The sequence below is a fragment of the Serratia sp. Ag1 genome (assembly GCF_000743355.1).
Classification (GTDB): Bacteria; Pseudomonadota; Gammaproteobacteria; order Enterobacterales; family Enterobacteriaceae; genus Chania.
In genome coordinates this window covers 1-14,857 of sequence record NZ_JQEI01000013.1, presented here as the reverse complement: position 1 = coordinate 14,857, position 14,857 = coordinate 1, and the positions used below count along the sequence as shown (strand labels likewise).

At 54.5% G+C, this 14,857-nt stretch carries 10 protein-coding genes; 5 read left to right on the top strand and 5 right to left on the bottom strand.

The genetic code is table 11. The features are described 5' to 3' along the window. Positions 1 to 4: 4 nt before the first annotated feature. Together malQ and malP are read right to left on the bottom strand one after the other, a co-directional pair. Positions 5 to 2,086, bottom strand: a complete 2,082-nt coding sequence (gene malQ, locus IV04_RS07575) for a 4-alpha-glucanotransferase (protein ID WP_037402868.1) — start codon at positions 2,084 to 2,086, stop codon at positions 5 to 7. Between the two features lie 9 nt (positions 2,087 to 2,095). Beyond that, complete coding sequence (gene malP / locus IV04_RS07570) at positions 2,096 to 4,501, bottom strand: maltodextrin phosphorylase (RefSeq protein ID WP_037402871.1); 2,406 nt, start codon at positions 4,499 to 4,501, stop codon at positions 2,096 to 2,098. A 542-nt stretch (positions 4,502 to 5,043) separates the two neighbouring features. Here malP and malT point away from each other — a divergent pair. The 5 genes from malT (at position 5,044) to IV04_RS07545 (ending at position 11,103) form a co-directional block, all read left to right on the top strand. After that, positions 5,044 to 7,758, top strand: a complete 2,715-nt coding sequence (gene malT, locus IV04_RS07565) for an HTH-type transcriptional regulator MalT (protein ID WP_037402873.1) — start codon at positions 5,044 to 5,046, stop codon at positions 7,756 to 7,758. Positions 7,759 to 7,892: 134 nt separating this feature from the next. Beyond that, on the top strand, positions 7,893 to 8,873 hold the full coding sequence (locus IV04_RS07560) for an autotransporter outer membrane beta-barrel domain-containing protein (protein WP_037402875.1): 981 nt from the start codon (positions 7,893 to 7,895) through the stop codon (positions 8,871 to 8,873). Between the two features lie 98 nt (positions 8,874 to 8,971). After that, a complete protein-coding gene (gene glpE / locus IV04_RS07555) occupies positions 8,972 to 9,298 on the top strand; it encodes a thiosulfate sulfurtransferase GlpE (protein WP_037402877.1) in 327 nt (108 codons plus the stop codon). 134 nt (positions 9,299 to 9,432) lie between these two features. Then, positions 9,433 to 10,269 carry a rhomboid family intramembrane serine protease GlpG gene (gene glpG / locus IV04_RS07550; RefSeq protein ID WP_037402880.1) on the top strand — a complete coding sequence of 279 codons (837 nt, stop codon included), beginning with the start codon at positions 9,433 to 9,435 and terminating at the stop codon, positions 10,267 to 10,269. Positions 10,270 to 10,344: 75 nt separating this feature from the next. Beyond that, the gene (locus IV04_RS07545) at positions 10,345 to 11,103 is read left to right on the top strand and encodes a DeoR/GlpR family transcriptional regulator (protein WP_037402883.1); all 759 of its coding nucleotides are present in this window, start codon (positions 10,345 to 10,347) and stop codon (positions 11,101 to 11,103) included. A gap of 60 nt (positions 11,104 to 11,163) precedes the next feature. Here IV04_RS07545 and IV04_RS07540 read toward each other — a convergent pair whose 3' ends face one another. The 3 genes from IV04_RS07540 to IV04_RS25115 form a co-directional block, all read right to left on the bottom strand. Next, positions 11,164 to 12,180 carry a fimbrial protein gene (locus tag IV04_RS07540; RefSeq protein WP_156106842.1) on the bottom strand — a complete coding sequence of 339 codons (1,017 nt, stop codon included), beginning with the start codon at positions 12,178 to 12,180 and terminating at the stop codon, positions 11,164 to 11,166. 40 nt (positions 12,181 to 12,220) lie between these two features. Next, complete coding sequence (locus IV04_RS07535; protein WP_051916727.1) at positions 12,221 to 14,575, bottom strand: fimbria/pilus outer membrane usher protein; 2,355 nt, start codon at positions 14,573 to 14,575, stop codon at positions 12,221 to 12,223. 53 nt (positions 14,576 to 14,628) lie between these two features. Beyond that, positions 14,629 to 14,857 (bottom strand): integrase core domain-containing protein (locus tag IV04_RS25115; protein WP_152562837.1); only part of this gene is annotated, 229 nt, incomplete at its 5' end.

The window sequence follows — 14,857 nt, the reverse complement described above, 5'->3', positions numbered from 1 at the left end:
AGCATTATCCAGCCGACACCTTTTTGCGCCGCTTATCCAAATCTTTCAGTAAACGATTCACCTGCCGATCGGCGAACATCTCTTCCAGCGTATGGCTCAGCTTGCGCCGCCAGTTTGGATATTGATCGCTGGTACCGGGGATATTGACCGGATCGGCCATATCCAGCCAATCTTCCGGCTGCAAGCCCAGCAACGCACTGGCACTGTCGGCGACATAGCGCTGCAACCCACGGTTCAACAGCGGGCTCATTGCCAGCAAAGAAGCCTTTTTGCCCACCTTCTGTGGCACACAACCGTAGCGGTGCAACCCATCCAGCAACCCTTGTTTGGCGCGTTCACGGTCGGCAAACAGCGTTTTCAATACCTCGGCATCCGGGTATAACCCCAGCGTTTTGCCCAGCGTCAAATCACCGCTTTGCCAATAACCGCGCAAGGTGGGCAGATCGTGCGTGGTAATGGTCGCCATCGCCTGCACCGGATAAGACTGCGGTGCACGGAACTGATTCTCGCTGTCACGCTCGAAATACAGCACTTTGTACGAGTAAACCCCGCTGTCACGCAGCTTGCCGACGATCTCCACCGGCACAGTACCGAGATCTTCACCGATCACCATACAACGATGGCGTTGACTCTCCAGCGCCAGCAACGCCAGCAGATCGTCAACCGGGTATTTGACATAAGCTCCCTGATCGGCGGTTTCGCCGTAAGGGATCCACCATAAACGCAACAGCGCCATGACGTGGTCGATACGCAAAGCGCCGCAACTGGTCATATTGGCGCGTAACAAATCGATAAATGGCTGATAGCCGCGCGCCGCCATCACATGGGGATCCATCGGCGGCAGGCCCCAATTTTGCCCGAGCGGGCCGAGAATATCCGGCGGCGCCCCAACGGAGGCCCCCAGGCAGTACAGCTCGCGCTCACACCAGGTTTCCGCGCCACCTTCCGCCACACCAACCGCCAGATCGCGATACAGGCCGATTGGCATTTGCCGCGCCTGGCTCTGGTCGAAACACTCGGCAAACTGGCTGGCTGCCAACCATTGCAGCCACAGATAAAAGTTCACGTCGTCCGCATGCTGCTGGCAGAACGCCGCTACGGCAGCACCTTCACCCTGCCGATATTCTTCCGGCCAGGCCGGCCAACCCCACATGCTGCTATCGTTGGCAGAAAGATGTGCATGCAGCGCATCAAAGGCTGCCTGCTGATACAGGCTACTGCCACCTTCATCAACGAAACGGGTAAAATCCTGCTTCAGCGCATCGCTGGCCTTGCGGGCCTGAAACTGCGGGAAAGCCAGCTTCAATGCCGTCAACTTCAGTTGGGTGGCCGTGGTGTAATCCACTTGCTCGCTGCTGCGCGCTTTCGCCAACAGTTTTTGTGTCGCCGCTTTCTGCCACCATTTCTGCGCCGCCGCGCTGTGTTGGAAATCCTCCACCGCATTGACGTCGATATACACCACGTTCAGCCAGCGCCGCGACGAGGGGCTGTAAGGGCTGGCACTTTCCGGGCTGGCAGGATACAGCGCATGGATCGGATTGAGCCCGACAAAGGCCCCGCCACGTTCACCCACTTCATTAACCATCACGCGCAGATCGCCGAAATCGCCAATGCCCCAGTTGCGCTCAGAGCGCAACGTGTAGAGCTGCACGCAGGCACCCCACAGCTTTTTCCCGGTCAGCAGGGCTTTCGGTTCATAACAGCGTTTTGGCGCGACAATCAACCGGCACTGCCATTGCTGTTCGCCCTGCATCAGTTGGAGTTGGTGATAGCCCAGTGGCAGTTTCCCGGCCAGAGTCAGCGTTTTATGCGCACTGGCACGGCCCTGTTGCTGGCTGCCGTCTTCACACTGCAACACCCAGTGGTACTCACCGCTGCCGCCCAATGGCAATGCCACCGGGCTGCCGTGATGAAACACTTTCACCACCGGTAATGGGCGCTCTTCCCGATGGAGCGAGGCGCTACTCATTGCATCCAGCAACTTCTGCTTGGTTTCCGGCGAAATCGCCTGCTGTTTGCCATGGGCATTGATGTAATCAGCCGCAATCCCTGCCTGAGAGGCTGCCTTATCGATACCTTTACTCATTCGTACTCCTTAACGCTTGGCTTGCCAGATGCGCTGCTGGTAGTCACGGATCGAACGATCGGAACTGAACATACCCACGCGTGCCGTGTTAAGGATGGTTCGGCGCGTCCATTCGTCCCGATCACGATACAGTTTGTCTACCTGACGTTGAGCTTCACAATAGGAAGCAAAATCTGCCAACACCAGATACGGATCGCCGCCTTCCAGCAAGCTGTGCAGCATCAGATCGAAGGCATGCTTATCACCATGGCTAAAAGCACCGCTGGCCAGTTCATCCAAAATCGCTTTCAGATGTTTGTCTTTTTTACGGTAACTCAGCGGATCGTAACCCTTCTTCAACAACGCCTTCACTTGCTCCACGGTGTTGCCGAAAATAAAGATATTGTCTTCACCCACCTGCTCGGCAATCTCGACGTTGGCACCGTCCAGTGTCCCAACGGTCAGGGCACCGTTCAGCGCCAGCTTCATATTGCCGGTACCGGAAGCCTCTTTACCGGCGGTTGAGATCTGTTCAGAGACATCGGCAGCCGGGATCATCAGTTCCGCGACCGAAACGCGGTAGTCAGGAATAAACACCACCTTCAGTCGATCTTTCACGATCGGATCGTTGTTGATCTTTTCCGCCGCCTGATTGATCGCATAAATGATGTTTTTTGCCAGGTAATAACCCGGAGCCGCCTTGGCACCGAACAGGAATACACGCGGCACCATATCCATTTCCGGGTTATCGCGCAGTTGGCGATACAGCGACAGAATGTGCAACAAGTTCAGGTGCTGACGCTTGTACTCATGCAGGCGCTTAATCTGTACGTCGAAGATCGCATCCGGGTTCAGCGTCAGGCCCATCACGCTATGCACGTAATTGGCTAATGCCACCTTGTTGTCACGCTTAATCTGCTGATACTGCTGGCGGAACGCGGCGTCATCGGCATACTTTTCCAAGCCTTTCAGCGCATCCAGATCGTTAGCCCATTCCACCTTCAGCGTTTGATCAATCAGGCCAGATAGCGCCGGGTTACACTGCTTCAGCCAGCGGCGCGGCGTAATGCCATTGGTGACGTTGTGGAATTTGCTCGGCCACAGTTGGTGATATTCCGGGAACAGATCCTTCACCACCAGATCCGAGTGCAGTTGCGCTACGCCGTTAACCGCAAAACCACTCACTACGCACAGGTTCGCCATGCGTACCTGCTTGTTGTGATGCACCGCCAGTTTGGCCCAAACGGCTTCATCGCTCGGCCAGTGTTGATCCACCAGCTTTTTGAAGTTGGCGTTGATCTGTTTGATGATCGAGAAATGGCGTGGCAACAGGCTGCGCACCAGCTTCTCATCCCAACATTCCAGGGCTTCCGGCATCAGCGTATGGTTGGTATAGGCAAAGGTTTTGCTGGTGATTGCCCAGGCCGCATCCCACTCCATCTGGTGTTCATCCAGCAGGATACGCAACATTTCTGGAATAGCGATAGTCGGGTGAGTATCGTTCAGTTGAATCACTTCGTACTTCGGCAGATCGGCAATCTTGCGGCCCGCTTGGTGGTGTTTACGCAGGATATCCGCTACCGAACAGGCACACTGGAAATACTGCTGCATCAGGCGCAGGCGTTTGCCAGCCTGATGGTTGTCATTTGGATAGAGCACTTTGGTCAGCTTAGCTGCTTCTACGCCCTGTTTTTCTGCCTGCAGGAATTTGCCGTCGTTGAAATCGTTCAGATCGAACGGGTGCTCGTGCGTCGCTTGCCACAAGCGCAGCGGTTGGGTCACTCCGTTGCGGAAGCCCAGCACGGGCAGATCCCAGGCTTCCCCGCGCAAGGTGAACGCCGGGTGCCACAGCTCACGGCCATCGGCCAGTTTTTCCACTTTACCGCCAATGCCAACATCCACCGCCAGCGCGGCATTATGGCGGAACCACGGATAGCTCTCGCGCTGCCAGTTGTCTGGCGCTTCCTGCTGGTGCCCCTCTTTAAACGATTGGCGGAACAGCCCGTACTGGTAGTTCAGCCCGTAGCCGGTGGCCGGTTGTTCCACCGTCGCCATCGAATCGAGGAAGCAGGCCGCCAAACGCCCCAGGCCGCCGTTGCCCAATGCCGGATCGGTTTCCTGCTCAAGCAAGTCTGCCAATTTGACATCCTGTTCAGCCAGCACCTTTTCCACCGTCTCATACCAGCCGAGGTTGATCAGGTTATTGGCCGTCAGGCGGCCAATCAGGAATTCCATCGAGATGTAATTCACGTGGCGCAGCGACTTGCTGCTTTTCTTGGGTGCAGGTTGTGCCGCCAACTGTTCGGCCAGCGCAGCACTGACGGCTTCCCACCACTGATGTTGGGTCATCTGCTGTGCAGAATTGAGGCCAAAACGCTGCCACTGACGAGTCAGCGCAGCCAGAAAAACGTCCTTTTTGAGCATAGGCTGTGACATAGGGAAAACTCTCTATCCGGATAAATGGGCCAAATTTTTCGCTATCGTGCCGGGGAGAACGCACAACGGCATCATCCCGCCTGGGGATTAGCGAGGGAGGAGAGTTGGGGCGTAGTTGGAATTGTGATCTCGGGCACTTTTTCCCCGCTGCTGGGCCCTGCAGAGCGATTATCGGGGACCAAATAACGACCGGGTTTGGTGAGGTGGCGTTAGCATGATGACTTTAGTGGCTGAAGTTTTGTACTTACCTCGTCATACGGCAAGATTGCCGCTACAGTTAGTGAGGTCAATTACGCGTCACGATGAAAATCAGCCTGCTGATGGGCAGAAAAAAGTGTGATCGACAGCAACTTAACTCCAAGCCAAAGCGGAAGCTTGTTGCAATACTTTTGGCGATGCTCGAAGTTATTGAGGGGGATTAATTACGAGCTACAAAATAATTAACGCTACCCGGTTCCGAAAAGAATTCGCGACCAAACAGACGAACGACGCCTTCGGGCAGTCCTTCGGCGGCGGGAACCGCACTTTACATCTGGAATATTATGCTGATCCCATCAAAACTGAGCCGCCCGGTACGGCTGCAAAATACCGTGATACGCGATCGCCTGCTGGTGAAGCTCGCCAGCGCTGCAAATTATCGCCTGACATTGGTCAATTGCCCGGCAGGATATGGAAAAACTACGCTGGTTGCCCAATGGGCGGCTGGCAAGTCAGATCTGGGTTGGTATTCACTGGATGAAAGCGACAACCAACCGGAGCGCTTTGCCAGTTACCTGATCGCCGCCGTACAGCAAGCCACTGGCGGGCACTGCGTGAAAAGCGAGGCGTTAAGCCAAAAACACCAATACGCCAGCCTGTCTGCGCTGTTCGCACAACTGTTTATCGAGCTGTCTGACTGGCATCATCCCCTGTATCTGGTGATTGACGATTATCATCTGATCACTAATGACGTGATCCACGAAGCCATGCGCTTCTTCCTGCGCCACCAGCCGGAAAACCTGACGCTCATCCTGCTGTCACGCACGCTGCCCGCTCTTGGGATCGCGAATCTGCGGGTGCGCGACCAACTGTTAGAGTTGAACACACAGCAGTTGGCTTTTACTCATCAGGAAGCCAAACAGTTCTTTGACTACCGCTTGAGTTCACCGCTTGAACAGCATGACAGCAGCCGCCTGTGCGACGAAGTAGAAGGCTGGGCCACCGCGCTGCAGTTGATCGCACTTTCTGCCCGCCAGTCCGCCTCTTCCGCTCAGCAATCGGCCAAACGCCTGGCCGGGCTGAACGCCAGCCACCTTTCCGATTATCTGGTGGACGAGGTGCTGGATCGCGTTGATGCCGATGCGCGCGCCTTCCTGCTGCGTTGCTCGGTATTGCGTTCAATGAACGATGCGCTGATCGTGCGCCTGACTGGCGAAGATAATGGTCAGCAGCGGCTCGAAGAACTTGAACGCCAAGGGCTGTTTATCCACCGCATGGACGATACCGGCGAGTGGTTCTGCTTCCACCCGTTATTCGCCTCGTTCCTGCGCCAGCGTTGCCAGTGGGAATTGGCGCTGGAGTTGCCGGGCCTGCATCGCGCCGCCGCCGAAGGCTGGCTGGCACTGGGTTACCCGGCAGAAGCTATCCACCATGCGCTGGCGGCCAGCGACGTCAGCATGTTGCGCGATATCCTGCTGCAACACGCCTGGTCGCTGTTCCACCACAGTGAGTTGGCGCTGCTGGAAGAGTGCCTGAACGCCTTGCCGTATGAACGGCTGATCCAAAGCCCGAAACTGGCGCTGCTGCAAGCCTGGCTGGCGCAAAGCCAGCACCGCTACCGCGAGGTCAATACTCAGTTGGAGCGGGCCGAACAGGCGATGCGCGACCAGAAAATCACCATCGACGCAACGCTGCATGCCGAGTTTGACGCATTGCGCGCCCAGGTCGCGATCAACGCGGGCAAACCGGAAGAAGCCGAACGTTTAGCCACCGAGGCGCTGAAATTCCTGCCACTTTCCAGCTATTACAGCCGGATTGTCGCCACCTCGGTGACTGGCGAAGTGCATCACTGCAAAGGTGAACTGGCGCGTGCACTGCCGATGATGCAACAGACCGAGCAGATGGCTCGCCGCCATCAGGCTTATCATTACGCGCTGTGGGCCCTGTTACAGCAAAGCGAAATCCTGATCGCGCAAGGGTTCTTGCAGGCCGCTTATGAAACGCAGGATAAAGCCTTTGAGCTGGTGCGCGAGCAACATCTGGAACAGTTGCCGATGCACGAGTTCCTGTTGCGTATCCGCTCGCAGGTGCTCTGGTCCTGGTCACGGCTGGATGAAGCCGAGGAGGCTGCGCGTGAAGGGCTGAAAGTGCTGGCCAACTATCAGCCACAACAGCAGTTGCAATGCCTGGCGATGCTGGCGAAATGTTCACTGGCGCGGGGCGATCTGGATAACGCCAATGCCCATTTGCAGCGTTGCGAAGTGTTGCTGCACGGTTCGCAATATCACCGCGACTGGCTGACCAACGCCGACAAACCACGGGTGATCCATTGGCAGATGACCGGAGATATCGCCGCCGCCGCCAACTGGTTGCGCCACACCGAAAAACCGGGCATGGCTAATAACCACTTTATGCAGGGCCAGTGGCGCAATATCGCCCGCGTGCAGATCATGCTCGGCCAGTTCGAAGAAGCCGAAGTGGTGTTGGATGAATTAAATGAAAACGCCCGCCGGTTGCGGCTGGTAAGCGATCTTAATCGCAACCTGCTGCTCAGCAATCAGCTTTACTGGCAAATGGACCGTAAAGCCGACGCGCTGCGGGTATTAATCGAAGCCCTGGCGTTGGCGAACCGTACCGGCTTTATCAGCCACTTTGTGATTGAAGGGGAAACCATGGCGCAGCAGTTGCGTCAGTTAATCCAGCTCAACACCTTGCCGGAACTGGAGCAGCACCGCGCGCAGCGTATTTTGCGCGACATCAACCAGCATCATCGCCATAAATTCGCCCATTTCGATGAAAACTTCGTTGATAAACTGCTGACTCACCCGCAAGTACCGGAACTGATCCGCACCAGCCCGCTGACCCAGCGTGAATGGCAAGTACTGGGCCTGATTTATTCTGGTTACAGTAATGAGCAAATCGCCAGTGAGCTGGACGTGGCAGCAACCACCATCAAAACCCATATCCGTAATCTGTACCAGAAACTGGGCGTTGCTCATCGACAGGAAGCGGTGCAACAGGCCCAGCAGTTACTGAAAATGATGGGATATGGGGCTTAATGGAGCATAAAGTCGCGTAAATTGTACATCTGCCGCTTAAAAGCGGCGGATGTAGTTTTATTTTTAATCTCCCAATGACAATAACTCTCCCTCTAAGTAATATTGCTTAATAATTTCCATAAGGAGTTGGAATAATGACAATAAATAAGATATTTCTAATTACACTAGGTCTTTCATTAACGATTTCCCCGGCAATAGCCAGCGCAGATACCACAGTTCCAGATTATAGCTACCGCGCAGATGTAGGAACTTATCTGGGTAACCAGATCGCCGCGCGTTCATTATTTTCCCATACCTTACACCAACGCAAAACCTCGCCCGGTAGCGATCAATTATGGCTGCGTGCCTCCGGTTATAGCACCAAAAACCTGAACGCCGCCGATGACAATCTGCCAATCGATATGAATCGCCAGGTATTCCAGTTGGGCGGGGATATTTTCGCGCTACAGCAAGAGAACCAAGAGTGGACTTTAGGCCTGATGACGGGCTATGGCCGCGCGGACACCGAATCACATACGGCCAATATGACCTCTGATGGCCGAGTTAACGGTTATTCGGTTGGTCTTTATAGCACCTGGTATCAAGACAGTAAAAACCATAACGGTGCTTATATTGATTCATGGCTGCAATATTCCTGGTTTAATAATCGCGCCAGCCAAGAGGATTATAACAGTAATAACTTTAGCCTCTCTTTAGAAACCGGTTATGCTTTTCAACCGCTGCCAACGTGGGAATTAGTTATCGAACCTCAGTTACAGCTTATTTATAACGACTTCAGTACTGATGATTATCGTGATGCAGCAGACACATTTATTCGGCAGGGTGATGCGCCAGACTTTACTTCACGTGCGGGCATCCGTTGGTATAGCGATCAGGACGACAACATTACCGCCTATCTGGCCACCAACTGGTGGCACAATAACGGCAGTAATACGGTCTATTTTAATCAATCACGGATAGCAGCGAGTTCTTTGAGTGATTTGTTTGAAGTGAAAGTCGGCCTCAAAACGCCAGCGTCCAGCCAATTCCAGCTTTGGTTTGAAGGGGGCAGCACCATGGGCAAAAATAGCTATCAGGATTACGGTGCTTCATTGGGTCTGAGCTACCGCTGGTAATCTGCCGGCCAGAAAAACCACAGGGTTATTCTGGTCATAAATGAAGGGGATTTGGTTACACTGATGGAATCCCCCTAATTACGAGGCAGTCTGAAGTCATGGAACAGTTTGAAGCAATCGGCGTTGAACAGGCCCATATCCGCTGGAAAGAAGGCAGTGCAACGCTGGTCGATATCCGCGATCCGCAAAGTTTTGCCGCCGGGCACGCACCAGAGGCTTTTCATCTTACCAATGCCACTCTGCCGCTTTTCATGCAGCAAAATGAGTTTGATCGCCCAGTCATGGTGATCTGTTACCACGGCAACAGCAGCCGCAGCGCCGCGCAGTATCTGCTGCATCAGGGGTTCGATGAGGTTTACAGCGTTGACGGCGGCTTTGAAGCCTGGGCGCGTCAGTTCCCACAGGATGTCGTCACCTCCGCTTGATTCTTCACTCGCCGCCCCTTGTGGCGGCTTCGCTGTTTTTATCCCTGCATTCGCCATTTCAACGTTATAATCAGCCATCTATGCCGCCGAGTGTGACGCTCGCGGACAAAATTATCTAATTGGGCAGAAAATCCATGGTTCGAGTGATCGCCGTATCCAACCCTCGTCTGGCGCAAGCCTTTGTTGATTACATGGCAACGCACCATATCCAGCTTGAGATCCGCACTACCCACGATGCTGCAGAAATCTGGCTGGCGGATGAAGGCCATTTGGAACAGGTGCAACACGAGCTGCAGCAGTTTCTGCTCGATCCCCTGAATAGCCGCTATCAGGCCGCCAGTTGGCAGGCGGGCAACACCAGCACCGATTTGCATTATCAGCACTTCTCTTATCTGCAGATCATCCGCAGCAAAGCCGGGCCGCTGACGCTCACAGTCATGTCTCTGTGCATTCTGGTGTATATCCTGATGCAGATTCTGGGGAACGACACGGTGATGTACTGGCTCTCGTGGCCGCAGAACCGTTCGCAATATAGCCAACTGTGGCGCTGGTTCAGTCACGCTTTCCTGCACTTCTCACTGCTGCACATTACCTTCAACCTGCTCTGGTGGTGGTATCTTGGCGGCCCGGTAGAAAAACGCCTCGGCACTGGCAAACTGTTTGTCATCGCGGTGGTTTCAGCCTTTTTCAGCGGTTGGGCGCAATCCCTGTTCAGCGGTGCGTTGTTCGGTGGGCTTTCTGGCGTGGTCTACGCGCTGATGGGCTACGTCTGGTTGAGCGGTGAACGCGATCCAGAGTGCGGCCTCAATCTGCCACGCGGATTAATGGTGTTTTCTGTTCTGTGGCTGGTGGCCGGTTATTTCGATATTTTAGGAATGTCGACCGCCAATGCGGCACACGTAGCCGGTTTAGTGTTAGGGTTATTGATGGCATTTTGGGATACGCGTCATCGCACGCATAACGAAAAATAATTTACTCTGCGGATTTCGGGCTACTGCCAAACTGGCTGGTGGCCTGAAAGACACCGGACGTTTTAGGGGATTATCGTGAAGCAGACACAGCGTCATGACGCCATCATCGAATTAGTGCGTCAGCAGGGTTACGTCAGTACGGAAGAGCTGGTCGAGCATTTTGCTGTCAGCCCGCAAACCATTCGCCGTGATTTGAATGACCTGGCCGATCAGAACAAGATACAGCGCCATCACGGTGGCGCGGCGCTCCCGTCCAGCTCGGTCAATGCCGCCTATCACGATCGCAAAGTGATGTGGTCGGCAGAGAAAGCACGCATCGCTCAGCGCGTTGCCAGCCAGATCCCCGACGGTGCAACGCTGTTTATCGATATCGGCACCACCCCAGAAGCGGTGGCCCATGCGCTGATGAATCATAAAAACCTGCGCGTGGTAACCAACAACCTGAACGTTGCCACCCTGCTCACTGCCAAAGAAGATTTCCGCCTGATCCTGGCCGGTGGCGAAGTGCGAACCCGCGACGGTGGCATTATGGGTGAAGCCACGCTGGATTTTATTTCCCAATTCCGCCTGGATTACGGCATTCTCGGTATCAGCGGTATTGATATGGATGGCTCGCTGCTTGAATTCGACTACCACGAAGTGCGCACCAAACGCGCCATCATCGAAAACTCGCGCTGCGTGATGCTGGTGACCGACCACTCCAAGTTTGGCCGTAACGCGATGGTCAATCTGGGCAATATGAACCTGATTGATTATCTGTTTACCGACCAGGCTCCGCCGCCCAGCGTGATGAAGATTATTGAACAGTACGACGTGCAACTGGAGTTGTGCTGATGCTTTCCTTGCTTAATAACTCAAAGGAGCCACACAGGCTCCTTTGAGATTAAGACCCGATCAGTTATAGGTCATGGTAAAAGTGGCGCTGGAATTAACCGTCCCACTAACGATCTCAGTAGCGGTTTGGTAGTAACGTACCGCCAGTGGAATCTGGTAAGTGCCCCCATCGGTGGTCGCCGCACCCAACACCCTAAAAGCGGTATCCAGTTGAACAGGCGCGTTGTTGTACATCAGTTGCAAAGCCAGACCGCTGGCGCTGGAAGTATCATCGGTCGTTAACAGGCCGAGGCTTTTATTGCTGCTGCCACCACTGCCTGGGCTGAGAGTCATACTGACATTCAGGTCCGCATCACAGTTGCTCAGGCCAATGTTGAACGCCGTGCTGCCTGCCGTGCTGCCTATCCCGTTAAAATCCCTGCCTTTGGCGGTATCCAGTTTGATATTAATATTACTGTTGGTCACTGAACAGGTCGTGGTCTTTGCCGTTATCCCGGTCACCGTCAGGTTAGAATATGGAGTAATAAAACCCGAACCGTCGTACCTCACAAAGGCATAGGCCGCAGCTAAAGAATCCACATTACCAGAACCGGTAACAGCAGCGGTTTTATAAAAACGCAACTTATATTGAAAGGTCACAGTAGTCCAATTACCAGTGTTGATACAGTGATTGCGCATATTCGGGTTGCCTTGATAACCCGCATTGCCACCAACTATAGTGGTTGCGCTACAACCGCCAGGCTGAGTAACAGCTAACGAATAGCTGACACCGGGGATCCCGGTGGCATACAAACGAGCACCGGGGATAGTTTGCACAAAAGTGGCATTGGTGCCGCTCCCCACGTTCTGGCTGCCAGTCGTTGTCTTAGTGCAATTTCTAAATACCGTGAAGGTTCCGGTAATTATTTCATCACTAATCGGCGCACCTACCGGTAAATCCCGTGGGATTACCAGCGCACTGGGCATAGTAAAGGTGTTATTCACCGCCGTGCAGGCATCAGCCGCAGCTTGCCGCATCGTCCCCAGCCAGCTACCGGCCAGCAATAAAATAAACAGTAGTGTTCTTTGCTTCATCATGATCTCTTCAATAATTTTAGCCAGTGTCTGCACACGTTAATTACAGGCACTGCCCGTTCAGGGTGGGAACACCAATATTTTCTGTGGTCTGTTTCGTCAGACGATAGTTCACCTGGCACTGCTGAGCAGCCCCGCTGCCCCACTTCACGTTCAGTAAACCGCTGTCTGCCAATCCGGTCAGGTACACCTGACCATTGTCACCCACGATAAAACCCTGAGTCGTCTTCTGCGCAGGGTTGCTCACCGTTGCGCCAAATGGCACTGGCGCACCGCCTACTCTGAACAGATTCATCAATACGCGCTGGCCCACATTAGTTTCAAAATCAGCACGTACCACGGCACCGCGCGTTGGCACCACGCTCTGGTTCGAGATAGTCAGGTCCACATCATCTGGTAGCGTTTCGGTGTTCAACTGCACCTGATTCTTACGATACGGGCTGCTGTACGGCACAATCGCGTAGCCCCGCCAGTCGGTCTTCACCCCGGTCTGCCCCGTGATGCCCACTCCTTTGGCCCCAGGCGCTTTCACCAGCGTTACGGTTTCACCCAGCGGTTGGCCTAACGTGATGCCTTCTCCATGAGCAACAATCCCACCTTGAACCCCATAGTTCAGACGCTGGTTGTTGCCATCGTAGCCATAACCGGCATTCACCTGCCCATACGTGCCGCGATAATCGGCGTTCAGGCTGCCGCTGTTGCCTACCCCTTTGGTGCCGTAACCCTGCTGCGCACTCCAGTTCAGGTTGTTGTCCGCCAGCGCCGTTCCACCCAGCCCTGCCGAGTGGGTACTTCCTGCTTGCTTGCTGCTATTGACCGTGTAGCTGGCGTAGGTGTTTCTCATCCAGCGATCCAGCGGTACGCTCAGGTTAAGCGAGAACAACTGGTCCCTTTCGTATACGCGCCCACCATCATTACTGCCGCTGGCGGTCGAGTTCTCGTTATAGTTGTAATTCAGCCCGTAACTGATGCCATTCCAACTGTTGCTGTACCCAGCCCCGATTGAGCGCAGGGTGCGATTGTTGTTCCAGTAGTCTTCACTGATCCAGCTCAGTGACAATGCCCCCGCCCCCTCCCACAAATTCTGGTTCATGGTCAGCTCAGAGCGATTGCGGCGGCGTTCATCCCGTGGCTGACTACCTTGCTCCCGGTGGGTATCCAGCACTTCCTGCAGGCTATAGTAACCATCGGTCGAGTAGCGATAACCCGCGATGGCGAAGTTGGTGCCGGTCTGTACAAAGTTCTTGCTGTAGCGGATACGCCAGGATTGACCGCTGTCTTGCGGTTGGCCTTGCAGGGTCGACCACGCCTGGGTTACGTCGGTTGATAACGCACCAAAATCACCCAGGTTTGTCCCCATCCCCAGCGCCACAGACTGATAATTCCCGCTGGCAAATTGCCCGCCGCCGTAAGCGGTCAACCCATACGGCAGGCCATAAATTGCCGTGGCCTGGCCGAAGGGAGTTTCGTCCACGCTGCTGTCGTAAGAACGATATTGCCCACCAGTAATGGCATATTTCAGACGGCCTTCCCGCTGTAACAGCGGGAGTGATGCATAAGGCACAACCAGATGCTGTTCGCTGCCGTCAGACTCGCGGATGGTCACAAACAGATTCCCACTGCCGCCGGTCGGGAACATGTCGGTAATTTCAAACGCCCCAGGGGCCACAAAACTCTGGTAGATCACATAGCCGTTCTGGCGGATCACCACCTGCGCATGGGTGCGCGCAATACCACGCACCACGGGCGCATAGCCTTTCAGGCTGTCTGGGATCATGTCATCGTCCGACGCCAGTTGTGCTCCACGGAACGGTACGCTATCGAACACATCGCTTGGTGAGGTGCTGTCACCCAATACCAATTGGCTTTTGAGAAAAGCAATGTCACGAGCCGCGTAGGTGTACACCGTATTCCATTCGCTCAGCCCTTGGTCGTCGCGATTCAAAGTCGTGTAGTTGCGCACCCGCCATGGGCCAACGTTGATGCCGGGGCGCAGGTTGGCAAACTGACTGCTACTGCTTTCACTATTACCGCTACGGGCAAAAGTATTGGCGCCACTCAGGCTGTAGTTCAGTAACAAAGAGGGGATGCCCTGATCCCACTGGCTTTCCGGCACCGCACCCCTTGCCTGTTGCGACATGGCCGCCTGCGGGATACTCAGCAACAACTGTTTGGCATCAAAGCGGAATTCAGCATTGGCCTGCGGGATCGCGCTCAGGTTGGCACACTGCACCTCTGCATTGCCGATATCCGGGAATAACTCGGTTTTTACCCCCATTGCATTCAACTGAGCGACCGTCAGGCAAGGCTGCAGGCTGTCTTGGCCTTGCGCATTTTTACCCATCTGAAACTCAACGCTGCGCGTGTCCTGCTGCTGATCGTTGATATAGATATCCACCCGGTAAGTACCAGGAGCTTGTGAAACACCCTCTTCTGTAGTGGATCACAAAATCAGTACACCTTCGTAGCCTTTGTCCACTGCTCTTCGTATTCACAGAGCGGTAATCCACCATTGTGCCGATGGGGGCGTACTGCGTTGTAATAACTTTGTATCCATTCACCGATATCTCGTACCGCATGATGGATATCCATATAACCCCCTACAGGCAGCCATTCACTTTTCAGGCTTCGGAACACTCTTTCCATTGGTGAGTTATCCAGGCAGTTACCCCGGCGGCTC

Coding starts and splice junctions, on each gene's coding strand:
- malQ (WP_037402868.1), bottom strand. CDS start 2,086: ATGAGTAAAGGTATCGATAAGGCAGCCTCTCAGGCAGGGATTGCGGCT.
- malP (WP_037402871.1), bottom strand. CDS start 4,501: ATGTCACAGCCTATGCTCAAAAAGGACGTTTTTCTGGCTGCGCTGACT.
- malT (WP_037402873.1), top strand. CDS start 5,044: ATGCTGATCCCATCAAAACTGAGCCGCCCGGTACGGCTGCAAAATACC.
- IV04_RS07560 (WP_037402875.1), top strand. CDS start 7,893: ATGACAATAAATAAGATATTTCTAATTACACTAGGTCTTTCATTAACG.
- glpE (WP_037402877.1), top strand. CDS start 8,972: ATGGAACAGTTTGAAGCAATCGGCGTTGAACAGGCCCATATCCGCTGG.
- glpG (WP_037402880.1), top strand. CDS start 9,433: ATGGTTCGAGTGATCGCCGTATCCAACCCTCGTCTGGCGCAAGCCTTT.
- IV04_RS07540 (WP_156106842.1), bottom strand. CDS start 12,180: ATGATGAAGCAAAGAACACTACTGTTTATTTTATTGCTGGCCGGTAGC.